Origin of the sequence: Stenotrophomonas sp. LST15-1-1.1 (assembly GCF_040815575.1) — a bacterium.
Classification (GTDB): Bacteria; Pseudomonadota; Gammaproteobacteria; order Xanthomonadales; family Xanthomonadaceae; genus Stenotrophomonas; species Stenotrophomonas lactitubi_B.
In genome coordinates this window covers 272,350-293,516 of record NZ_JBFPNJ010000030.1, presented here as the reverse complement: position 1 = coordinate 293,516, position 21,167 = coordinate 272,350, and the positions used below count along the sequence as shown (strand labels likewise).

Sequence of the window (21,167 nt, the reverse complement as noted above, 5' to 3'; positions counted from 1 at the left end):
ATCCGCTGCGGGGAGCGTTGGCGATGGACGAAGGCCCGGATATCACCGTCTGGCTGGATGCTGCGCGCGGCGGTGACCGCGCAGCGCTCGACCGCGTGCTGACCACCCTGTACCAGGAGCTGCACAGCATGGCCCGGCGGCAGTTGGCCGGGCAGCAGGGGCGCACACTGGACGCGACCTCGCTGGTCCACGAGTCCTACCTGAAACTGCTCGGCAGTCGCGGTGCGGCGCGCTTCGAGGACCGCGCGCACTTCTTCGCCTATGCCGCGTCGGCGATGCGCAGCGTGGTCGTCGATTACGCGCGCAACCGCTTGGCGCGCAAGCGCGGTGGCGACCTCAAGCGGGTGGCTGAGATTCCCGAGAACAGCAGCAGCGGCGTGCGCCTGGACGAGGATCTGCTGGCCCTCGACGTTGCGTTGGAACGCCTGCAGGCCGTCGATGCGCACCTGGCCAAGGTAGTGGAACTGCGCTATTTCGCGGGCTTGTCCGAGCTGGAGATCGCCGAGTTGAGCCAGCGCTCGGAGCGCAGCATCCGCCGCGACTGGCAGAAGGCGCGACTGTTCCTGCTGGCCGCGATGCGCAGCGACTGAGTCGCCGCCGCCGACGTCATGGACACCGCCCGCTGGCAGCAATTGTCGTCCTGGCTGGATCAGCTGCTGGAGCTGGCGCCGGAGGCCCGACAGCTGCGCCTGCAGCGCTTGAGCGCGCAGGACCCGACGCTGGGGCGCGAACTGGAACACCTGTTGCAGCAGGAAGCCGACAGCCACGAGTTCATGGCCCAGCCGCTGTGGACCGCCACGCCACCGGGCCGCGCTGGAAGCGAGGTCGGGCCCTATCGACTTCTGCACCCGCTCGGTGAAGGTGGCATGGGGGAGGTCTGGTTGGCCGAGCGCTGCGATGGCCTGTACCAGCGCCAGGTCGCACTGAAGCTGCTGCGCAGTGGCGTCGCCGATCCCGGCCTGCGCCAGCGCTTCGGCCGCGAGCGGCAGATCCTGGCCCGCCTGCAGCACCCGCATCTGGCACAACTGCTGGATGCCGGGGTGGACCAGCACGGGCAGCCCTACCTGGCGCTGGATTACGTGGAAGGCGAGCCGATCAGCGACTACTGCCGGCGCCTGCAACCTCCGCTGGAAACGCGTCTGCAGCTGATGCTGCAGGTGTGTGCGGTGGTCAGCCACGCGCATGCCAACCTGGTGGTGCACCGCGACCTGAAGCCCTCCAACATCCTGGTACGCGCCGATGGCACGGTAAAACTGCTCGACTTCGGCATCGCCAAGCTGCTCGACCACGACGATCCAAACGCGGCCCATCCGGCCACCGAAATCCGCGCTTTCACCCTGCATTACGCCGCGCCGGAACAGGTGCGGGGCGAGGCGGTGACGACCTTGACCGACGTCTATTCGCTGGGCGTGGTGCTGTTCGAGGTGGTCACCGGGCACAAGCCCTATCGCCTGCGCCGGCACAGCGACGCGGAATGGGAGCGCTCGATCCTGGATGTGCAGGCACCGCGCGCCTCGGCGCTGCTGCAACGGCTGGCCGCCGAGCCCGGAGCGCCAAAACGCGCCCTGCAGCGGCAGGCGAAGCGATTGCGGGGCGATCTGGACGTGCTGTTGGAAAAAGCCCTGCAGAAGGACCCGCAGCAGCGCTACAGCTCGGCCGAAGCGCTGGCCGGCGACCTTCGCCGCTACCTGCAGGGGCAGCCGATCCAGGCGCGACCGCCCGGCGTGGGCTACCGGGTGCGCAAGTACATTGGCCGCCATCGCTGGGGCGTGGCCTTGGCAACGCTGTCGGTGCTCGCGCTGCTGCTGACCACGTCCATCGCCCTGTGGCAGGCGCGCCAGGCGCGGGTGGAAATGGCGCGTGCGCAGGCCATGCAGGATTTCACCGTCGGCCTGTTCGACAAGGCGGCCAGCCAGCGCCACGGCCATTTCGACGTGCCGCAGCTGCTGGCTACCGGCCAGCAACGCGGCGAAGCCGAACTGGCTGACCAGCCGCTGGCGCTGGCCGAGCTGCAGGGGGTGATCGGCCGCCTGCGCATCGGCCTGGGCGACTACCAGCTGGCGCTGCAGACGCTGGACCAGCAGCGGCGGCTGCTGCAGGCAGTGGGCGAGGTGCCGCCGGCACTGCAGATCGAGGCGGTGACCCAGCGTGGGCGCGCGTTGCGCATGCTTGGCCGCGCGCGCGAGTGCCTGGCTCACCTGCAGCCGCTGCAGCCGCTGGCGGCCAGCGAGGCGGCGGCCCTGCCGGCGGCCGTGGCCGAATTCCACAGCCAGCTGGGGCGGTGTCAGGCCCAACTGGGTGACGCCGATGCGGCGCGCCGCTCCTTCCAGCAGGCGCTGGCGCTGCGCCACCAAGGGATGGTCGAGCGCTTCGGGCGTGCGGAATCACTGGCCGACCTGGCCGCGCTTGACGCCACCGCTGGGCGCCTGCCGGCCGCGCTGGCCGGGTACCGGCAGGCGCTGGCCCTGCTCGGCCAACGCGCCGACGCCAGCAGCCCGCAGGTGATCAGCCTGCACCGGCAACTGGGCGATGTGCTGGCCCGCCAGGGCGACACCAAGGCGGCAGCGGCCGAGCTGGAGCTGGCCTGGCAGGCAGCACAGGATGCATGGGGCCCGCGCCACCCGGAGGCGCTGGTGGTACGCCGCGCACGCGCGCTGCTGGCCCTGCAGCGTGGCCAGCACGCGCTGGCCGGCCAGGAACTGCGGCAGGTGCAGGCACAGCTGCTCGGCGCCCTGGGCCCGGATCATCGTGAGATCGGCTACGGCGAATTCGCCTTGGGGAAATGGGCCAGCGCCAGCGACGACCCCTCGGCAGCGGCGGCGCACTACGCCCGTGCAGTGGCGATCTGGCGCCAGCCTGACCACGTCGCCTTGCTGCCGCAGGCACTGCTGGCGCAGGGGCAGGCCCTGCAGGAGGCCGGCCAGACCGCACAGGCCCGCAGCGTGCTGGCCGAGGCACGACAGCTGCTGCTGGCCCAGCGTGGGCCACAGGCGCCGGCCCTGCAGGAGCTCGACGCGCGCCTCGCGGCATTGGCACAGGCTGAACAGCGCATCGATTCCACCGCTACCCGTTAACGTTTGTCTGCCTATGATGGCCGACCTTCCCTTTGCTCCCGCGCCTGCATGCAACGACGCGACTTCATCCGCAATGCCTCCCTGGCCTTGGCCGCCTTCGGCCTGCCGTCACTGCCGGCCTGTGCGGCCAGCAAGAGTGGCCAGCTTGGGCTGCGCCGGCTTGGCCAGCCGCAGCCGTTCGATTTCGCCACCCTGAAGGGCCAGGCGCGCGCGCTGGCGCAGGCGCCGTACAAGAGCCACAAGCGGGTGCTGCCAGGCAAGCTGGAAGCGCTGGACTGGGATCAGTACCAGTCGATCGGCTACCGCCAGGACCATGCCCTGTGGGCCGACCAGCCGGGAAAATTCCAGGCCAAATTTTTCCATCTGGGCCTGTACTTCCATTCGCCGGTGCGCATGTACGACGTGGTCGACGGCAAGGCGCAGGAACTGGCCTATGACGGCGCTGCGTTCAACTACGGCAAGAGCGGGTTGAAGAACGGTGAGCTGCCGGCCGACCTCGGCTTTGCCGGGTTCCGACTGAACACGCGCAAGGACACCGACCGCGATTTCGCCGCGTTCCTGGGTGCCAGCTACTTCCGCGCCGTGGGCAAGGAAGGCCAGTACGGCCAGTCCGCGCGTGGCCTGGCCATCGACACCGGCATGGGCAAGCCCGAGGAATTCCCGGACTTCATCGCCTATTACCTGGAACAGCCTGCGGCCGACTCGGACACGATCATCGTCTACGCGCTGCTGGACTCGCCCAGCGTTGCCGGCGCCTACCGCTTCGCCGTCACCAACGGCGATGTGCTGCTGATGGACATCGACAGCGCGTTGTACCCGCGCAAGACCATCGAGCGGCTGGGCATCGCGCCCTGCACCAGCATGTACCAGGTGGGCGAGAACGACCGCCGCATGGGCTGGGACTGGCGCCCGGAGATCCACGATACCGATGGCCTGTCGCTGTGGACCGGCGCTGGCGAATGGATCTGGCGGCCGCTGCTGAACCCGCGCAACCTGCGCTTCAACATGTTCGTCGACCGCAATCCGCGTGGCTTCGGCCTGCTGCAGCGCGACCGCAACTTCGATCACTACCAGGACGACGGCGTGTTCTACGAGAAGCGCCCGTGCCTGTGGGTGGAGCCGAAGGGTGACTGGGGCGAGGGCTCGGTGCAGCTGGTGGAGATTCCCACCGTCGATGAAACCTTCGACAACATCGTGGCCTTCTGGAACCCGAAGGAAAAGCCGCAGCCGGGCCAGGAACTGCTGGTCGGCTACCGGCTGTACTGGGGCGCACAGCCGCCGGCGCATACGCCGCTGGCCCACTGCGTGGCCAGCCGCACCGGCCTGGGCGGGGTGATCGGCAAGAAGCGGGAGTATTTCTCGTGGCGTTTCGCGGTGGACTTCGAAGGCGGCGAACTGGCCGGCCTGATCGACAAGGCCGACGTCGAAGCGGTTGTCGAGACGAGCCGTGGCCGGGTGGAGATCGTCTCGGCGCGGCCGTTGCGCGAGATCAAGGGCTACCGAGCGATGTTCGACCTGGTGCCGCCGGAGGGCAGCAGCGAGCAGATCGACATCCGCCTGTACCTGCGCAGTGGCGGCAAGACCCTCACCGAAACCTGGTTGTACCAGTACACCCCGCCGCCGGCCGGTGCGCCGGAGCGCACGCTGTACTGACGCGTAGCGGTGCCGGCCAAGCGCCGGCACCCTTGTTTCACGGCTTGGCGTCGGTGGCGTGCGATTGCGTAGGCACGCCCACTTCCACCGTGCCACGGCGGATCTTCATCCAGGTTTCGTCCTGCCAGCGCTCGTACTGCTTCGGATCCCAGTACTTGGGGTCGTACAGGCGGTCGGCCTTGATCGTGCGGGATATGCCGCCGTCCATGTACACGATGTCCACATTGTTGGACATCGAGCCTACGCGGCTGCCGGTCATCTCGCGCCGTCCCTTCCTCAGCACTTCGGCCATGCGTGGGCGCGCGACCTCGTCGCCATACTCGGCGCGCAGCGCGCTTGCCTGCGCCCGCGCGGCGTCGTGCTGTTCCAGTGGCAGGGTGGCCCAGTACTCGTTGCGCAGGTCCACGAACAGCGGATAGCCACGTTCGGCGGCGACGTCCATCCAGGCATAGGCCATGACCGGATTGCGCGGTTGTTCGACGCCATACCAGTACATCTCGCCCAGGTAACCCTGCGCGGGCTTGTCGGCATAGCGTGCGGCCAGCCGGAAGTTGTCCATCGCACCGTTGACGTCGTTGCGGCGCAGGGCGTTGACGCCCCACTGCCGATACATCATGTCCGGATGGCTGTCCATGAAACCAGCACCGATCACGGCCGCGTCCTCTTCGCCGGACGGGCGCTCGGTCGCCGTGGCAAACAGGGGCAGGAACAACACAGGAAGCAACAGCAGGGCGGGGCGCATGACGGACATCCAGTTCGGCAGCAGGTAGTGCCGCAGCCTAGGCCCGACCACGCGGCCTTGTAAACCGCAGGACGTCATGGCCAGCGCAGGACCACGGGCTACAACGGCAGCGGTGCCTGCGCCGGATCGATACGGCCTTCACCCCGGGTGATCTTCTTGAACTCGGCCCGGCTGACCGACACGTAGCGCTCGTTGCCGCCGATCTCCACCTGCGGGCCGTCCTGCACGGCATGGCCGTGCTCGTCCACGCGCACGGTCATGGTCGCCTTCTTGCCGCTGTGGCAGATCGTCTTGATCTCCTGCATCTCGTCGGCCCAGGCCAGCAGGTACTGGCTGCCCTCGAACAACTCGCCGCGGAAATCGGTGCGCAGGCCATAGCACAGCACCGGGATGCGCAGCTGGTCGACCACTTCGCTGAGCTGCCAGACCTGGCTGCGGCTGAGGAACTGCGCCTCGTCCACCAGCACGCAGCCCAGCGGCCCGTTGGCCTGCAGATCCTGCGCGACCCACTGCTGCAGGTCGGTGTCGCGTTCGAAGGCCATGCCGTCGGCGCGCAGGCCGATCCGCGAGGCGACCACGCCCGCGCCGGCACGGTCGTCCAGGCGCGGGGTCAGGATCGCCACGCGCATGCCGCGCTCGCGGTAGTTATGCGCGCTCTGCAGCAGGGTGGTGGTCTTGCCGGCGTTCATCGCCGAATAGTAGAAATAGAGCTTGGCCATCGGCCGATTGTACGACGCCACCCGGCACCGGCCGAAGCCGTTCAGCAAGCCCACCGGCCGGCGGCTGTGGCCGCCATCAACGCCCGCTACAATCCCCACCCAATGCACGGTCTCAATCCCCCCCAAGCTGCCGCCGTCCTCCACATCGAAGGACCGCTGCTGGTGCTCGCCGGTGCCGGCAGTGGCAAGACGCGCGTGATCGTGGAAAAGATCGCCCACCTGATCGGCTGTGGCCGCTACCCGGCCAAGCGCATCGCCGCGATCACCTTCACCAACAAGTCGGCCAAGGAAATGCGCGAGCGCGTGGCTAAGCGCCTGCGCGAGCAGGACGCCGATGAAGTGACCATCTGCACCTTCCATGCGCTGGGCCTGAAGTTCCTGCAGATCGAGCATGCCGCCGTCGGGCTCAAGCGCGGCTTCTCGATCTTCGATGCCGATGACGCGGCCGCGCAGATCAAGGACCTGATGTACGGCGCCAAGCCCGACGACATCGAGGACATGAAGAACCTGGTGTCGCGCGCCAAGAACGCCGGCCTGTCGCCGGAGCAGGCGATGGCCGCTGCGCGCAGCAACCGTGAAAAGGAAGCGGCCGGCATCTACGAGCGTTACCAGCTGCGCCTGAGCGCGTTCAACGCAGTGGACTTCGACGACCTGATCCGGTTGCCGGTGCAGATCCTGGAAGAGAACCCGGACATCGCGCTGGCCTGGCGCGAGCGCATCGGCTATCTGCTGGTCGACGAATGCCAGGACACCAACGATGCACAGTACCGCCTGCTCAAGCAGCTGGCCGGTGACAAGGGCAACTTCACCTGCGTGGGCGATGACGACCAGTCGATCTACGCCTGGCGTGGCGCCAACCCGGAAAACCTGCAGCAGATGGGGCGCGATTACCCGGCGCTGGAAATCATCAAGCTGGAGCAGAACTACCGGTGTTCCAACCGCGTCCTGCGCGCGGCCAATGCGCTGATCGCCAACAATCCGCACGAACACCTGAAGAAGCTGTGGAGCGACCAGGCCGATGGCGAGCGCATCCGTGTGTGGGAGTGCCGCAACAGCGAACACGAGGCCGAGAAAGTCGCCGCCGAGATCGCGTTCGTGGCGCAGACGCGCAACGTACCGTGGAGCGATTTCTGCATCCTGTTCCGCGGCAACTTCCAGTCGCGCCCGCTGGAAAAGGCGATGCAGCTGCTGCGCATCCCCTACCACCTGACCGGCGGCACGATGTTCCTGGAGCGCCAGGAAGTGAAGGACACGCTGGCGTGGCTGCGGCTGCTGGTGAACCCGGACGATGACACCGCGTTCCTGCGCGCGGTGCAGTCACCCAAGCGCGAGGTCGGCGCCGGCACCCTGGCCAAGCTGGCCGAGCTGGCCTCGGAAAAAGACATGCCGATGGCGCAGGCCGCCGAGGCAATCGGCGCGCTGCAGCAGTTGCCACCGCGCGCGGCCAACAGCCTGGCGCGCTTCACCGACATCCTGCGTGACCTGCGCGCGCAGACGCGGCAGATCAGCTCCGGCGACATGATCCGCAAGGTCGCCAAGGAATCGGGCCTGCTCAGCGAGCTGCGCCAGCAGGCCAAGGAAGAAGCCAGCTACCAGCGTCGTGCCAACAACATCGAGGAGTTGGCGCAGTGGTTCGAGGGTGGCCCGCGTGGCGCCACCGCTGCCGATCTGGCCGGCCAGCTGGCGTTGTTGTCGCGCAGCGACAAGGACGAGGGGGGCAACCAGGTGCGGATGATGACCATGCACGCCTCCAAGGGCCTGGAATTCCCGTACGTGTTCATCGTCGGCTGCGAGGATGGCGTGCTGCCGCACCAGGTCAGCCTGGACGAGGGCAACCTGCAGGAAGAGCGGCGCCTGCTGTACGTGGGCATCACCCGCGCCAAGATCCAGCTGTGGATGAGCTACAGCAAGCTGACCCGCAAGTTCGGTGAGCATGTGCGGCTGAAGCCGAGCCGCTTCTTCGACGAGATTCCGGCCGAGGAGATCCAGCGCGATGGCGCGGATCCGGTGGCCGATGCGGCGCGCAAGAAAGAGCGCGCCAGCGCCGGCCTGGCCGCGATCGAAGCCCTGTTCGATTGACCCGGGGTCGGAGCCCTTCCCGCAGGGAAGGGCTCCGACCCCTGCACATCGCCCTACAATCAGGCCTCTCCCTCAACAGGTCTGCGCATGCACCCCATCGAAAGCGAACGCCTGCGCCTGCGTGCCCTGGAGCCCGATCGCGATGCGGCGCCGATGCTGGCGCTGCTCAATGATCCCGGCTTCCTGCGCTTCATCGGTGACCGCAACGTGCGCACGGAGGAACAGGCGCGCGAGTACATCGCGCTGCGGGTGCTGCACAGCTATGCGTTGAACGGGTTCGGCATGTACGCCATCGAGCGCCTGTCCGATGGCGCCTGGCTGGGCAATGCCGGTCTGGTGCGGCGTGATGGCCTGCCGGGGCCGGATATCGGCTATGCGGTGCTGGCGGCGTTCGGCGGCCAGGGCTATGCCAGCGAGGCGGCGCGGGCCGTGTTCGCGCATGCGCGTGCGGAGCTGGGCATCAAGGATCTGTACGGCATCACCGACCTGGACAACGTGGCCTCCGGGCGCATCCTGCTGGGCCTGGGCATGCAGGAACGCGGGGTGATCCAGCTGCCGGGCGTGGACGCGGCCAGCCGCTTGTATGCCACCGCGGGCGCTGCGGCGGTTCAACAGCCAGCATGAGCCAGTGGAGTAAGGTGCAGGTCTGTTTTCCTGCACGGATGCTCCCATGCTGATCAACGCGTATTCCACCCTCGGCCACGTACTGGCACCGCCACCACAGGCCGACGCTGCCAACGTCCGTGGTCTGGATGACCCTGCACTGGCCCCGCACCTGGGCGGCTTCGTCAACTACGTGCTGGGCCATGGCGACGGGCAGATGACCGCCGCGCGCTATCACCTGATGCGGCACGTGCAGCGCGTGCGCCAGCACTACCTGTTCGAGCTGGCCGAAGCTGATCTTGAGGCGCTGCAGCCTTGGCTGCTCCAGGCCAACGCGGTGTGCTTCCTGGAAGATGGCAGCGTCCGCGATCCGGCCGGCAAGGTGCTGTTGGGTGACGCGTTCGATCCGCAGGCGCAGGTGCCCTATCCCGTCGACGCCGAGCAGCGCCGGGCGCGCAGCCAACAGCAGTTGCAGGCCCACGCGGTGCATGCCCCGCCGTCATTGCCACCCGTGGTGGGCGCGGCCGAGGCACAGCTGCGCGCGCCTGCGCAGGTCTGGGCCAGAGCGCAGGCGCTGCTGGCGTGTGCGCTGCGCGCCGAGGCGCTGCAGGCCGGTGACCGACCGTTGAGCCTGGCCGAGTTGGCCGAGCGCCTGCCGGCCCTGCCCGAGGCCTTGAGCCCGGCCGAGGCCGCCTTCATCGAGCACGGGGACGCCGAGGCTGCTCTGCCGTTCGGCTGGCGCTACGAGAGCCTGGCGGTACTGTTGTGGGCGCTGGGCCTGTCCGAGGCGCTGCCGTGGCCGCAGGCGACCTGTGCCGTGCCGGATGTGGTGGGTGCCTTGCTGCAGAAGGCTGACAGTGGCAGCGAGCCTGCGACCCTGCGCGATACCGCCGAGCTGCTGGATGCGCTGGATCTGCACTACCGCCTGCACTGGGCTGCGCGCGAGGCCCAGCGCCAAGGTGCACCGATGCCCGGTGCGCTGGTGGGCGGCGTGATCTACGAGCGCCACTACGCGCTGAACTGGTTGTTCTGCTTTGAACAGGCCGACTGGGACGACGTGGATACGCCGACCTGAGTCTGCAGGGCGAGGGCGGTCAGGCCGCCCTCGCCGGAACCCCCTCAGCCGCGCAGTTCCGCCAGCTGGGCCTGCAGTTCTGCCACGGTGGCTTCCAGCTGCTCCACCCGGGCCAGCAGGTCCGGGTCGGCGCCGGCGGGACTGCTGCCACCGCCGCTGCTGGCGTACTTCGCTGCCAACGCCGCGCCGTCCACTTCACCGCACAGCAGGTGCATGTAGCGGTCTTCGCGCTGGCCGCTGGCGCGCGGCAGCACCACCAGCAGCGCACGCTGCTGCAGGCGCTCGATCGCGTGGCGGGCTTCGTCGGTATCGGCGAAGCGGTGCAGGCGCTCGGCGCGGGTGACCAGTTCGCCAAGGGTCTGCGGCCCGCGCAGCAACAGCAGGGCCAGCAGCACGGTCTGCTGCCGGGTCAGGTCCAGCGCGCTCTGCAGGCGGTGCTCGTAGCGGTCGGCGCGCGAAGAGAAGTGCTGGCGGGCCAGGCCCAGGGTCTCCAGCTGGCGCAGCGCATGCTCCACGCTGCCGGCGCTCACGTTCATCACCGGCTCGCGGGCGGTCTTCTGGTTGGCGGCCGATTGCGCGGCATTGACCGTCAGCGGGTAGGTGTCCGGGGTGGTGGCTTCCTTCTCCACCAGGCAGCCCAGCAGGCGGGCCTGTACGGCATCCAGCAGCGGAACGTCGGGGGGCTGGGCAGGGTCGGTCATGGCGGCTTCCGGAAGACAACGGGTCAACCGCCAAGCATAGCCGTCCCGGCGGCGCCTTTGCCGGTAAAATGGGCCGGTATATCTGATTGCCGGTGAATCCATGCGTCGTCCCGTTTCCTTGTCCCTGACCCTGCTCGCCACTGCGGCGCTGGGCCTGTCCGCCTGCAAGCGCGTGGAAGCGCCTGCCGAAGCTGCCACCCCGCAAGCGCCGGCCGCTGCCGCCAAGGCAGACGGTGCGCTCGACGCGACCGCCAACGACAACCTCAACGCGGTGCTGTGGATGCAGCGCGCGCAGGAATACAAGGCGATCACCGAGCAGACCTACCGTGCCGCCGCCGACCACTTGGACGTCGCGCTGAGGGAAGCCCACTGGGATGCGCTGGTGCCGGAAGAGCGCGGCAACGACGCCAAGGGCCTGAAGCCGGCCGTGGTGCTGGACGTGGATGAGACCGTGCTGGACAACTCGCCCTACCAGGCGCGCCTGGTGCGTGACGGCAAGGAATACGACGAACTCAGCTGGGACCAGTGGGTCGCCGAAAAGAAGGCCAAGGCCATTCCCGGCGTGGTCGACTTCGCCAAGGCCGCCAACGCCAAGGGCGTGACCCTGCTGTACATCTCCAACCGCGCCGTACACCTGAAGGACGCGACCCTGGCCAACCTGCGCGAGCAGGGCCTGCCGGTGGCCGATGACAGCGTGTTCCTCGGTCTGGGCACCGTGGTGGAAGGCTGCGAGCAGGCCGGCAGCGAGAAGAACTGCCGCCGCCGCCTGGCCGGCCAGAAGTACCGCGTGCTGATGCAGTTCGGCGACCAGCTGGGTGACTTCGTGGAAGTGACCGCCAACACCAATGATGGCCGCGACGCGCTGCTGCAGCAGTACCACGACTGGTTCGGCGAGCGCTGGTGGATGCTGCCGAACCCGACCTACGGCGGCTTCGAGCCGGCGCAGTTCAACAACGATTACTCGCAGTCGCGCCAGGCCCGCCATGACGCCAAGCGTGCCGCGCTGGACTACGCGCCGTGAGCCGCGCCCCGCTGCCGCTGCGTGACCACGAGCGTCTGATCTTCGCGCTGGACGTGCCTGACCGCGTGCAGGCGTTGGAGTGGGTGGACCGCCTTGGCGACAGCGTGGCGTTCTACAAGATCGGCATGGAACTGCTCGCCTCCGGTGAGTACTTCCAGGTGCTGGACGAGCTGGCACGTCGCGACAAGCGCGTGTTCGTCGACCTCAAATTCTTCGACATTCCGGCCACCGCCGCAGCGGTGATCAAGCGCCTGGCGCAGTGGCCGGTCAGCTACGCCACCATCCACGGCTGGCACCCGGCGATGATGGAGGCCTGCGCGGCCGCCAACAGCGGCGATATGCGACTGCTGGCGGTGACCGTGCTGACCTCGATGGGTCGCCCGGACCTGGCGCAGATGGGCATCGACCGCGAGCCGGTGGAAGTCGTGGTCGAACGCGCGCTGGCCGCACAGGCTGCGGGCATCGACGGCGTGATCGCTTCCGGCCAGGAAGCGGGTCCGATCCGCACCGCGACCGGCGCCGGTTTCTCGATCGTCTGCCCGGGCATCCGCCCCGGTGGCCCGGTCGGCGATGACCAGAAGCGCACCGTGGGGGTGGCGCAGGCCTTTGCCGATGGCGCCGATGCCATCGTGGTCGGTCGGCCGATCCGCCTGGCAACCGATCCGCAGGCCGCAGCACGGGCGATCCAGCAGGAAATCGCGACGGCTCTGACCGCGCGCTGAGCCCCGCTCCGACGGCAGTCACGCCGGCACCACGAACGCCATCCCGTTGAATGCGGGATGGCGTTCGCATTTGTTCCTGTTGCCCTGACGCACCCGACCCCAGCCCGGAAAACTGTGCGCCACATCGCGCTGCGCGGGTAGAGCGACCTCTATCAATCGATGCACCGGCACGGACCGCGGCCGCGCCGGTTCCCATCATCGATAGAGGAATACACGGATATGTATCGCAGCACCTCTTTGCTGTTCGGCAGCCTGCTGGCCGCCGCCATCGCCTTTCCCGCTGCGGCGGCCCCCCAGCCCCGCGAAGTGCCGCGCATCATCGGCGGCGAGGCTGCCAAGCCCGGGGACTACCCCTTCATGGTCAGCCTGCAGGGCGTTTCCCGTGGTGATACCGATTACGACCGGCACTTCTGCGGCGGCACGCTCATCTCACCGTCCTGGGTGCTGACGGCCTCGCACTGCGTGGAAGGCGATCGTCCCGGTGATCTGGCCGTGCTGGGCGGCGTCACCGCGTTGTCCACCGAACCGTCGGCACGCGCATCCAATGTCAAGGCCATCCATGTCCATCCAGCGTTCAACAGCGGCAATTCGCTGGAGCATGACGTCGCCCTGATCCACCTGAGTGCGCCGTTGGCCGATGCGCAGCCGGTGGCGCTGCGGTTGCGACCCGATGCCAGCTATCTCAAACCGGGCCGGGAGTTCACGGTGATCGGCTGGGGCGACACCGATATCACTGACGGGCGGGTCTATCCCACCCAGCTGCAGACGGTGCAGACCCCGTTCGTGCCCTTCGCCACATGCCAGCAGGCGTATGCGGGCGAGCTGGCACGCGGCAAGGTCATCTGCGCCGGGCGCGAGGGCATCGACAGCTGCCAGGGCGATTCCGGTGGTCCGCTGCTGCTGCGCCTGCGCGAGGGCTGGACCCAGTTCGGTGTCGTCAGCTGGGGCGAAGGCTGCGCGCTGGCCGGCTACCCCGGCGTTTATGCCCGAATCGCCGAAAAACATGCCGTAGATTTCATTGAATCGGTCTGGCAACGCGATTGACTCAATAAAATCAATGAGTTGAATGATGTTTTGTCATGTGTTGCGTTAACTTTGCGGGCAGCGTAGGATCGCCGCCATCCGGTCTTCGGGCCGGACATGCGCCACAACTGTCCACCGGCCTTGCGCCGGTTTGAAGAGTCCGCGATCCCTGTGATCCGGGCTCTTTTTTTATCCGCCCGGTGCGGGCAGGACCCGTCGGCACATGGCGCGAATCCACCGCGCAGCGCGGGCCATGGCAGAAACCGTGACGCCCCGGCTTGCCGCTGTCACGTCGCAGGCCGCAAGATGCGGACCGGTCCGGGGAGTCCGATTGCATGAGCGTTGTAGTGCGAGGAAGGTCTGCGCGGGGATGGGGGCTGGCGGCCATGCTGCTGCTGGCCATCGCCGCGTGCCGTGAATCCGGCAGTGATCCGGCCGCCGCGCCGGCCGAGCCTGTCGCCGCGGTGCAGGCGATGGCGCAACGGCTGGCCGAGGACGACCTGGTCGGCTACGCAAAGCTGTCGGTGCCCCCCAGCCAGTACCAGCGCCTGCAGCAGGCCTGGGCCGACGGCCACAGCCAGTGGCCGCTGACGGGGCTGCCGCTCGGCGACCAGCTGCTGCCGATGCTGGCCGCGCTGCGCGAGCCGGGTGCCAGCGTGCAGCTGCAGCGCAGTTTCGATCGCCAGCTGGCCGGCCAGGCCCGCGCCGTGCGCCAGGCCGCGCAGTCGATGGGCAACTTCGGTGTGCAGTACCTGCGGCACCAGAAGGGCTACACGCCTGGCCAGCAGGCGCATTACATCCAGCTGGTGCAGACCCTGGCGGCGTGGGCCCAGGACGCGCCGATCAGCGACCGTGCCAGGGCCCGCAGCAGCATCGCTGCGCTCGTCGGTGCCGCGGCCAAGGTCGGCTTCCAGGACGACGCCGGCCTTCAGGCTGCGGGCATGGAAGGCAGCCTGCAGCAGCTGGCGCCCTTCATCCAGACAGTGAAAGCCGTGCTGGCCAGCTACGGCCTGGGCGTGGACGAGGCGCTGCGCAGCGTGCGTGGCGAGCTGTTGTCGGTAGAAGGCGACAACGCCCTGGTGCGCCTGCAGTACGAGCTTGCCGGCCGCGCAATGACCGTGCAGGTGCCGCTGAGCCGGCGCGAGGGCCACTGGTACCTGACCCGCACTCTGGCCGATACCGACGCCCTGTTGCGCCAGGCCGATGCCGCGCGCGCCGCCGCTGCTCCGGACCCTGTGCCCGCCCCCACAACCGATGGGGAAGCGGCAACGCCATCGGCTAAGCCATAATGACGTCGATGTCGAAACAGAACCCGCTGCCGTTCCCCGGCGAAGAATCCCAGCCGACGCCCGCCGACATGGCGCCGGCGTCCCCCTCGACCGACGCCGGCACCCCGCCGGCGGCGACGCCCGCGCACGCGCGTCCTGCCGGCCGCCGCCCGCTGTGGGCGCGCCTGCTGGGGCGCCTGGTGGAACCCTGGCTGTCGCTGAAGATCGAGCCGGAAGACCCGGGCCAGTACAACGATGGCCGCCCGGTCGTGTACGTACTGGAAGACTACGGCCTGTCCAACGCGCTGATCCTGGACAAGGCCTGCCGCCAGGCCGGCCTGCCGTCGCCGCTGGTGCCGCTGGCCGGTGACCCCACCGGCCGCAAGCGCGCCTACCTGGCCCTGTCGCGCCGCAGCTCCAGCAACTCGCTGATTCCCGAACAGCGCGGCGCCAAGACCCATTCCGATTCGCTGGCCAAGGTCCTGCAGGCCCATCGCGTGCGCGACGACCTGGATGTGCACCTGGTGCCGGTATCGATCTTCGTCGGTCGCGCCCCGGACAAGCAGAGCGGCTGGTTCGCCGTGCTGTTCTCGGAAAACTGGGCGCTGGTCGGACGTTTCCGCCGCCTGCTCGGCCTGCTGCTGAACGGCCGCAACACCATCGTCCGCTTCGCACCGCCGATCTCGCTGCGTTCGACCATCGACGAGGGCCTGGAGCCGGAGCGTACGGTGCGCAAGCTGCAACGCGTGCTGCGTACCCATTTCCGCCGCATCCGCGAGTCGGTGATCGGTCCTGACCTGTCGACCCGGCGCCTGCTGGTGGACCAGGTGCTGGCCGCCGAGACGGTGCGCGAAGCGATCGCCTCCCAGGCCAAGCGCGACAACAGCAAAACCAGCGATGCCTGGAAGAAGGCGCACGCCTACGCCTGGGAAATCGCCGCGGACTATTCCAGCCCGGTGGTGCGCTCGGCCAGCTTCATGCTCAGCCACGTGTGGAACCGCATCTACGCCGGCGTGCTGGTGCATCACCTGGACAAGTTCAAGGCCGCCGCGCCGGGCCACGAAGTGGTCTACGTGCCCAGCCACCGCAGCCACATGGACTACCTGCTGCTGTCCTACCTGCTGTACGACCGCGGCATCGTGCCACCGCACATCGTGGCCGGCATCAACCTGAACCTGCCGGTGGTCGGCACCCTGCTGCGCAAGGGCGGTGCGTTCTTCATCCGCCGCTCGATCCGTGGCAACGCGCTGTATTCGGCGGTGCTGAGCGAGTATGTGGCGCAGCTGGTCGCAGGCGGCTATTCCATCGAATACTTCGTCGAGGGCGGGCGCTCGCGTACCGGTCGCCTGCTGCAGCCCAAGGGCGGCATGATCTCGATGACCCTGCGTGCGTTCCTGCGCCAGCCCCGCAAGCCGGTGCTGTTCCAGCCCATCTACATCGGCTACGAGAAGCTGATGGAAGGCGGCAGCTACCTGGATGAACTGTCCGGGCGGCCGAAGGAAAAGGAATCGATCTGGCAGCTGCTGTGGGGCATCCCCAAGGTGCTCAAGCAGAACTACGGCCAGGTGGTGGTGAACTTCGGTGAGCCGATCGCGCTGAACGACGTGCTGGCCGAGAAGGCCCCGGAGTGGGGCGGCGAGGCGGTGTCCGAGGACGAGAAGCCCTCGTGGCTGTCGACCACCGTCGACACCCTTGCCGAACGCATCCAGGTGCGTATCAACGGCGCCGCCGACGTCAATCCGATCAATCTGCTGGCGCTGGCCCTGCTGTCCACGCCCAAGCATGCGATGGGCGAGGCCGACCTGATCGCGCAGATCGAGCTGTGCAAGACCCTGCTGGTGGAGATGCCGTATTCGGGCCGGGTGACGGTGACCCCGCACTCGCCGGAGCGGATCATCGCCCACGCCGAAGAGATCAACGTCCTTACCCGCATCAAGCACCCGCTGGGCGACGTGCTCAGCGTCAGTGGCGATACCGCGGTGCTGCTGAGCTATTTCCGCAACAACGTGGTGCACCTGTTCACCGCGTCGTCGTGGGTGGCCTGCTGCTTCCAGAACAACCGCCGCATGAGCCGCACCGGCCTGGTCCAGCTGGGCCGCACGGTGTACCCGTTCCTGCAGGCCGAACTGTTCCTGCCCTGGACCGAGGACGAGTTCGCCCAGCGCATCGACCAGACCATCGACGTGTTCGTGCGAGAGGGCCTGCTGCAGAACGTCAACGAAGACGACGGCGGCATCCTTGCGCGCAACACCGGGCAGACCGACGAAGTGTTCCGCCTGCGGGCGATCGGGCATTCGCTGCAGCAGGCGTTCGAGCGCTATTACATCGCCATTTCGGTGCTGGTGAAGAATGGCCCGGGCACGCTCGGCGCCGCCGAACTGGAAAGCCTGTGCCAGCAGGCCGCGCAGCGCCTGAGCCTGCTCTATGCGCCGGCCGCGCCGGAGTTCTTCGACAAGTCGCTGTTCCGCGGGTTCATCCAGAAGCTGCGCGAGCTGCGCCTGGTGTGGCCGGACGAGAACAGCAAGCTGCTGTTCGACGAGCGGCTGGATGCCTGGGCCAAGGATGCCAAGTTCATCCTCGGCCGCGAACTGCGCCACACCATCGAACGGGTGAGCCCGGAAGCCGCGCGCCCGGACGAACCGGCACCGCAGGATTGAACCTGCGGCGCCTGTCGGGCCTGGCCGCGTTGATCGCGGCCGCAGGCCTTGCGGCTGCTTCGGTGCAGGCTGCAGAGGTCTGCGTGGACGATAACCTGCCCGGGCGGCTGGCCGATGCCCCGGTGCGCCTGTGTATCGAGGCAAAGGCCGGGCAACCGGCGCACTACCACCTTTGGCTGGCCGACGAGGTGCGCATCAGTGGTGATGAACCTGCTGCGCGACAGGGTCTTGCCGGGGACTGGTACGGCCATCCGCTGGGGCTGCGCTGTACCGGTGCCGGCAACGTGCGCCGCTGCGATCTGACCGTGGACGGCGAGGCGGCCTGGAATGCGGAGCTGGTGCTGCCGCGTTGAAGCAGGCCGCATCCACGCATGGCGTGGATCTACCGGGATGTGCCGGCATGGCGTGGATCCAGGTGTGCCGGGTCGCGTCATCCACGCATGGCGTGGATCCACAGATTGTCGGGTCGTTACCGGACTTCGGGCCGGGCACGGGCCTGCAGTAGATCCACGCCATGCGTGGATGGGCCACCGGTTACGCCGGCTCGTCCGGAATCTGCAGGCTTTCCAGCTTGGTGATGCAGTCCTTCAACTGCAGCTTGCGCCGCTTCAGCCGCTTGAACTCCAGCTCATCCTCGCCGTTGGCGGCCATGCGCGTGATCTGTTCATCCAGCGAGCGATGCTCCGCGCGCAGGGCGAGCAGGCGTTCGACGATTTCGGCGGGGTTGTAGGTGTCCACGGTCTCCGAGCATACACAGCGACGATGACTGCCGGGAGAGGGGAATCCCGACCCCGGGTCCGGGCTGCCGCAAGCCGGTAGAATGGAGCCATGTCCGCCGTGATCTCCCTGCCCGATCCCCCGCAGCGCGTTTCGCGCGACCCGCGCGTGGCCGGGCACGGGGCGGACAAGCTGGGCAAGCGCCTGCGCCGCCAGGTCGGCCAGGCCATCGCCGACTTCGGCATGATCGAAGCAGGCGACAAGGTCATGGTCTGCCTGTCCGGCGGCAAGGACAGCTACACCCTGCTGGACCTGCTGCTGCAGCTGCAGAAAAAGGCGCCGGTGCCGTTCGAACTGGTAGCGGTGAACCTGGACCAGAAACAGCCCGGGTTCCCCGAGCACGTCCTGCCGGAGTACCTGGCAGGGCTGGGCGTGCCGTACCAGATCATCGAGCAGGACACGTATTCGGTGGTCAGCCGGGTCATCCCGGAAGGCCGGACGATGTGTTCGCTGTGCTCGCGCCTGCGCCGGGGCGCGCTGTACAACCACGCCAAGGTGCACGGCTTCAGCAAGATCGCCCTGGGCCATCATTGCGATGACGTGGTGGCCACGTTCTTCCTGAACCTGTTCCACCATGCCAAGCTGGCCGCCATGCCACCGAAGCTGCTCAGCGACGATGGACAGCACGTGGTGATCCGCCCGCTGGCGTACGTGCGCGAGCACGACATCGCGCAGTACGCGCAGGCCCGCCGCTTCCCGATCATCCCCTGCACCCTGTGCGGCAGCCAGGAAAACCTGCAGCGTCGGCAGGTCGGCCTGATGCTCAAGCAGTGGGACCAGGACCATCCCGGGCGCATCGAACAGATCGCACGGGCGATGGCCGACGTGCGACCTGCGCAGCTGGCCGATGCCGCCCTGTTCGATTTCATGGCCCTGGGCCGCCGTGGCGATGCGGCGCTTGCCGATGCCTGGCTGGCCGACGCAGTTCCCGAGACGCCTGCCGTTTAAGGTCGGGCGCCCTTCTTCTTCAGACACCGGAATTCCATGTTCTTTCGCAACCTGACGTTCTTCCGCTTCCCGACCTCCACTGATTTTTCCGAAGTCGATACCCTGCTGCCGCACGCCCTGCTCAAGCCGGTCGGCGCGCTGGAAATGAACTCGCGTGGTTTCATCTCGCCGTTCGGCCGCGAAGAGAAGGAAGCCCTCTCGCACCGCATTGCCGAACACCTGTGGCTGACCGTCGGTGGCGAGGACAAGATCCTGCCCGGCGCGGTGGTCAACGACCTGCTCGAGCGCAAGCTGGAAGAGATCGAAGAGAAGGAAGGCCGCCGCCCCGGTGGCCGCGAGCGCAAGCGCATGAAGGACGACCTGCTGCATGAACTGCTGCCGCGCGCCTTCGTGAAGTCCTCCCGCAACGACGCTTTCATCGACCAGTTGCACGGCTACGTGGTGGTGGACACCTCCAGCCGCAAGACCGGCGAATACTTCATGTCCGACATCCGTGGCCTGCTCGGCAGCTTCCCGGCAATGCCGCTGAATGCCGAAGTCGCGCCGCGCTCGATCCTGACCGGCTGGATCGCCGGCGAGCCCCTGCCCACCGGCTTCAGCCTGGGCGAGGAGTGCGAGATGAAGGACCCGGTGGAAGGCGGCGCGGTGGTCAAGTGCCAGCACCAGGAACTGCGCTGCGACGAGATCGACAAGCACCTGGACGCTGGCAAGCAGGTGACCAAGCTGGCCCTGGTGTTCGAGGACAACCTGTCCTTCGTGCTGGGCGACGACCTGATCGTGCGCAAGCTGAAGTTCCTGGACGGTGCGCTGGACCAGCTGGAGCACGCGGACGAAGACGGCCGCCGTGCCGAGTTCGACGCCCGCTTTGCCCTGCAGAGCGCGGAGATCCGCCGCCTGTTCCTGCTGCTCGAAGAAGCCTTCAAGCTCAGCAAGGCTGACTGAACAGGCAGGCCGTCGGCCGCCGGTCATCCGGCGGCCCCGCACGGCGCTATGCTGGGACCATGAGCCGTCTGCTGCGCCGCCTGATCTCGCCGGTCCCTCCCGCCACCGTACAGCGCGACACCGTTCGCCTGCGGCTGGAGGATGTCGAGATCGAAGTACTGCGCGTGCGCGATCCGCGCGCGCGCCGGATCAAGCTCAGCGTCGATGAGCGCGGTGCACGACTGACACTGCCGCCGCGCGCCAGCCTGGTGATGGGCGAGCGCTTCCTCGAACAGCATCGTGACTGGCTGGGCCTGCAGCTGCGCCTTTACCAGGGGCATGGACTGCCCGCCGCGTTGCAGCCTGGTGTCGACGGTGTGCTGCCGCTGCGCGGCGAACTGTTACCGCTGCGCTGGCAGGAAGGCCGCTACGCACGACTGGAAATCGACGAACACGGCGCCTGCGTGCAATGGCCGAGCCGTGGCGGCGACGCGACCCTGCGCCGCCTGCTGCGCGAGTTCTACGAAGCACAGACCCGCGCCGACGTCGGCCGCTGGCTGCCGAAGTACCTGCCCGGCCTGCCGCGCGCGCCCAGCCGTCTGCGCCTGAAGGTGATGTCCTCGCAATGGGGCTCGCTGGCCCCCGACGGCAGCATGGCGTTGGACCTGGCACTGGTACTGGGCAGCCCCGCCGCCTTCGAATACGTGCTGGTGCACGAACTCTGCCACCTGATCCAGGCCAATCACTCGCCGGCGTTCTGGCACGAAGTGGAACAACGCTTCCCTGACTGGCGTGCGCAGCGCGACTATTTCCAGCTGGAAGGGCGCAGATTGAAAGCAATGCTCCGGCAGCTGCTGTAGCGCCCGCGCTACAGCAGCTGCCCGCGCATTCTTCCTCTACCCCCGCCTTCGGCGCGCCCCTTCAACAGAAGGGGCTCCACTCCAGAGAGGGTATCGAGCGGCCGAGCATGGGCTGTGGCTACTGAAGCGCGCACAGCGCGCGACCCGCTTTGCCCCTGCTCTTCTTTTTCTCTTCCGTGGTGGCACGGAAACTGTCTGAGGTCGGGCGGGTGGGTCATGCAGGGGCGTTGGCGCCATGGATGGCGCCATCGAGCTTACAAGGGTGAGGGCGCTTTGCTTGCGAAGCACTGCTTCGCAAGCGACCGAACGCACAGCCGCCAGCGG

General features: G+C 67.9%; 19 protein-coding genes. 15 read left to right on the top strand and 4 right to left on the bottom strand.

Annotated features, from left to right (window positions below):
• Positions 1 to 23 precede the first annotated feature (23 nt).
• From MRBLST15_RS16160 to MRBLST15_RS16150, 3 genes are read left to right on the top strand one after another with little or no spacing between them, the layout of a single operon-like run.
• Entirely contained in the window at positions 24 to 590 is a 567-nt protein-coding gene (locus tag MRBLST15_RS16160; RefSeq protein WP_025875449.1) for an ECF-type sigma factor, read from the top strand.
• A gap of 18 nt (positions 591 to 608) precedes the next feature.
• Complete coding sequence (locus tag MRBLST15_RS16155) at positions 609 to 3,074, top strand: serine/threonine-protein kinase (RefSeq protein WP_367786758.1); 2,466 nt, start codon at positions 609 to 611, stop codon at positions 3,072 to 3,074.
• A gap of 48 nt (positions 3,075 to 3,122) precedes the next feature.
• On the top strand, positions 3,123 to 4,727 hold the full coding sequence (locus MRBLST15_RS16150; protein WP_312706047.1) for a glucan biosynthesis protein: 1,605 nt from the start codon (positions 3,123 to 3,125) through the stop codon (positions 4,725 to 4,727).
• Between the two features lie 37 nt (positions 4,728 to 4,764).
• Here MRBLST15_RS16150 and MRBLST15_RS16145 read toward each other — a convergent pair whose 3' ends face one another.
• Both MRBLST15_RS16145 and MRBLST15_RS16140 read right to left on the bottom strand, forming a co-directional pair.
• The gene (locus MRBLST15_RS16145) at positions 4,765 to 5,469 is read right to left on the bottom strand and encodes a sel1 repeat family protein (RefSeq protein WP_265951084.1); all 705 of its coding nucleotides are present in this window, start codon (positions 5,467 to 5,469) and stop codon (positions 4,765 to 4,767) included.
• Between the two features lie 98 nt (positions 5,470 to 5,567).
• Entirely contained in the window at positions 5,568 to 6,188 is a 621-nt protein-coding gene (locus MRBLST15_RS16140) for a thymidine kinase (protein ID WP_108266019.1), read from the bottom strand.
• A gap of 102 nt (positions 6,189 to 6,290) precedes the next feature.
• On the opposite strand from MRBLST15_RS16140, the gene MRBLST15_RS16135 reads away from it, so the two are divergent.
• The 3 genes from MRBLST15_RS16135 (at position 6,291) to MRBLST15_RS16125 (ending at position 9,945) form a co-directional block, all read left to right on the top strand.
• Positions 6,291 to 8,267, top strand: a complete 1,977-nt coding sequence (locus MRBLST15_RS16135; RefSeq protein ID WP_265951085.1) for a UvrD-helicase domain-containing protein — start codon at positions 6,291 to 6,293, stop codon at positions 8,265 to 8,267.
• An 87-nt stretch (positions 8,268 to 8,354) separates the two neighbouring features.
• Positions 8,355 to 8,891: a GNAT family N-acetyltransferase gene (locus tag MRBLST15_RS16130; RefSeq protein WP_265951086.1), complete on the top strand. Its 537-nt coding sequence runs from the start codon at positions 8,355 to 8,357 to the stop codon at positions 8,889 to 8,891.
• Between the two features lie 46 nt (positions 8,892 to 8,937).
• Positions 8,938 to 9,945, top strand: a complete 1,008-nt coding sequence (locus tag MRBLST15_RS16125) for a DUF4272 domain-containing protein (RefSeq protein ID WP_265951087.1) — start codon at positions 8,938 to 8,940, stop codon at positions 9,943 to 9,945.
• A 44-nt stretch (positions 9,946 to 9,989) separates the two neighbouring features.
• On the opposite strand, the gene MRBLST15_RS16120 is transcribed toward MRBLST15_RS16125, so the two are convergent.
• Positions 9,990 to 10,646, bottom strand: a complete 657-nt coding sequence (locus MRBLST15_RS16120) for a YceH family protein (RefSeq protein ID WP_312706049.1) — start codon at positions 10,644 to 10,646, stop codon at positions 9,990 to 9,992.
• 100 nt (positions 10,647 to 10,746) lie between these two features.
• Between MRBLST15_RS16120 and MRBLST15_RS16115 the strand changes: the two genes are divergently transcribed.
• The 6 genes from MRBLST15_RS16115 to MRBLST15_RS16090 all read left to right on the top strand — a co-directional run bounded on the left by MRBLST15_RS16115 (position 10,747) and on the right by MRBLST15_RS16090 (position 17,690).
• The gene (locus MRBLST15_RS16115) at positions 10,747 to 11,667 is read left to right on the top strand and encodes a 5'-nucleotidase, lipoprotein e(P4) family (protein WP_367786754.1); all 921 of its coding nucleotides are present in this window, start codon (positions 10,747 to 10,749) and stop codon (positions 11,665 to 11,667) included.
• The gene (gene pyrF / locus MRBLST15_RS16110; RefSeq protein WP_265951090.1) at positions 11,664 to 12,389 is read left to right on the top strand and encodes an orotidine-5'-phosphate decarboxylase; all 726 of its coding nucleotides are present in this window, start codon (positions 11,664 to 11,666) and stop codon (positions 12,387 to 12,389) included. The genes MRBLST15_RS16115 and pyrF overlap by 4 nt, the downstream gene beginning before the upstream one ends.
• 219 nt (positions 12,390 to 12,608) lie before the next feature.
• Complete coding sequence (locus MRBLST15_RS16105; protein WP_367786752.1) at positions 12,609 to 13,433, top strand: S1 family peptidase; 825 nt, start codon at positions 12,609 to 12,611, stop codon at positions 13,431 to 13,433.
• A 314-nt stretch (positions 13,434 to 13,747) separates the two neighbouring features.
• On the top strand, positions 13,748 to 14,701 hold the full coding sequence (locus tag MRBLST15_RS16100) for a hypothetical protein (protein WP_367786750.1): 954 nt from the start codon (positions 13,748 to 13,750) through the stop codon (positions 14,699 to 14,701).
• Positions 14,701 to 17,337 (top strand): glycerol-3-phosphate 1-O-acyltransferase PlsB, encoded by a 2,637-nt coding sequence (gene plsB, locus MRBLST15_RS16095; protein WP_367786748.1) that lies wholly within the window; start codon positions 14,701 to 14,703, stop codon positions 17,335 to 17,337. The genes MRBLST15_RS16100 and plsB overlap by 1 nt, the downstream gene beginning before the upstream one ends.
• On the top strand, positions 17,334 to 17,690 hold the full coding sequence (locus MRBLST15_RS16090; protein ID WP_312705977.1) for a hypothetical protein: 357 nt from the start codon (positions 17,334 to 17,336) through the stop codon (positions 17,688 to 17,690). The genes plsB and MRBLST15_RS16090 overlap by 4 nt, the downstream gene beginning before the upstream one ends.
• Positions 17,691 to 17,871: 181 nt before the next feature.
• On the opposite strand, the gene MRBLST15_RS16085 is transcribed toward MRBLST15_RS16090, so the two are convergent.
• The gene (locus MRBLST15_RS16085) at positions 17,872 to 18,075 is read right to left on the bottom strand and encodes a YdcH family protein (protein ID WP_265951095.1); all 204 of its coding nucleotides are present in this window, start codon (positions 18,073 to 18,075) and stop codon (positions 17,872 to 17,874) included.
• A 90-nt stretch (positions 18,076 to 18,165) separates the two neighbouring features.
• On the opposite strand from MRBLST15_RS16085, the gene ttcA reads away from it, so the two are divergent.
• The 3 genes from ttcA to MRBLST15_RS16070 are packed head-to-tail and all read left to right on the top strand — an operon-like array spanning position 18,166 to position 20,843.
• Positions 18,166 to 19,062 carry a tRNA 2-thiocytidine(32) synthetase TtcA gene (ttcA, locus tag MRBLST15_RS16080; protein ID WP_367786746.1) on the top strand — a complete coding sequence of 299 codons (897 nt, stop codon included), beginning with the start codon at positions 18,166 to 18,168 and terminating at the stop codon, positions 19,060 to 19,062.
• A 36-nt stretch (positions 19,063 to 19,098) separates the two neighbouring features.
• Positions 19,099 to 20,004 carry a recombination-associated protein RdgC gene (locus MRBLST15_RS16075; RefSeq protein ID WP_089241793.1) on the top strand — a complete coding sequence of 302 codons (906 nt, stop codon included), beginning with the start codon at positions 19,099 to 19,101 and terminating at the stop codon, positions 20,002 to 20,004.
• Positions 20,005 to 20,063: 59 nt separating this feature from the next.
• Complete coding sequence (locus MRBLST15_RS16070; RefSeq protein WP_180164681.1) at positions 20,064 to 20,843, top strand: M48 family metallopeptidase; 780 nt, start codon at positions 20,064 to 20,066, stop codon at positions 20,841 to 20,843.
• The last annotated feature ends 324 nt before the right edge of the window (positions 20,844 to 21,167 follow it).

Excerpts from the sequence above, each read along its gene's own strand:
- MRBLST15_RS16160 (WP_025875449.1), top strand. The coding sequence starts at position 24 with ATGGACGAAGGCCCGGATATCACCGTCTGGCTGGATGCTGCGCGCGGC.
- MRBLST15_RS16155 (WP_367786758.1), top strand. The coding sequence starts at position 609 with ATGGACACCGCCCGCTGGCAGCAATTGTCGTCCTGGCTGGATCAGCTG.
- MRBLST15_RS16150 (WP_312706047.1), top strand. The coding sequence starts at position 3,123 with ATGCAACGACGCGACTTCATCCGCAATGCCTCCCTGGCCTTGGCCGCC.
- MRBLST15_RS16145 (WP_265951084.1), bottom strand. The coding sequence starts at position 5,469 with ATGCGCCCCGCCCTGCTGTTGCTTCCTGTGTTGTTCCTGCCCCTGTTT.
- MRBLST15_RS16140 (WP_108266019.1), bottom strand. The coding sequence starts at position 6,188 with ATGGCCAAGCTCTATTTCTACTATTCGGCGATGAACGCCGGCAAGACC.
- MRBLST15_RS16135 (WP_265951085.1), top strand. The coding sequence starts at position 6,291 with ATGCACGGTCTCAATCCCCCCCAAGCTGCCGCCGTCCTCCACATCGAA.
- MRBLST15_RS16130 (WP_265951086.1), top strand. The coding sequence starts at position 8,355 with ATGCACCCCATCGAAAGCGAACGCCTGCGCCTGCGTGCCCTGGAGCCC.
- MRBLST15_RS16125 (WP_265951087.1), top strand. The coding sequence starts at position 8,938 with ATGCTGATCAACGCGTATTCCACCCTCGGCCACGTACTGGCACCGCCA.
- MRBLST15_RS16120 (WP_312706049.1), bottom strand. The coding sequence starts at position 10,646 with ATGACCGACCCTGCCCAGCCCCCCGACGTTCCGCTGCTGGATGCCGTA.
- MRBLST15_RS16115 (WP_367786754.1), top strand. The coding sequence starts at position 10,747 with ATGCGTCGTCCCGTTTCCTTGTCCCTGACCCTGCTCGCCACTGCGGCG.
- MRBLST15_RS16105 (WP_367786752.1), top strand. The coding sequence starts at position 12,609 with ATGTATCGCAGCACCTCTTTGCTGTTCGGCAGCCTGCTGGCCGCCGCC.
- MRBLST15_RS16100 (WP_367786750.1), top strand. The coding sequence starts at position 13,748 with ATGAGCGTTGTAGTGCGAGGAAGGTCTGCGCGGGGATGGGGGCTGGCG.
- plsB (WP_367786748.1), top strand. The coding sequence starts at position 14,701 with ATGACGTCGATGTCGAAACAGAACCCGCTGCCGTTCCCCGGCGAAGAA.
- ttcA (WP_367786746.1), top strand. The coding sequence starts at position 18,166 with ATGTCCGCCGTGATCTCCCTGCCCGATCCCCCGCAGCGCGTTTCGCGC.
- MRBLST15_RS16075 (WP_089241793.1), top strand. The coding sequence starts at position 19,099 with ATGTTCTTTCGCAACCTGACGTTCTTCCGCTTCCCGACCTCCACTGAT.
- MRBLST15_RS16070 (WP_180164681.1), top strand. The coding sequence starts at position 20,064 with ATGAGCCGTCTGCTGCGCCGCCTGATCTCGCCGGTCCCTCCCGCCACC.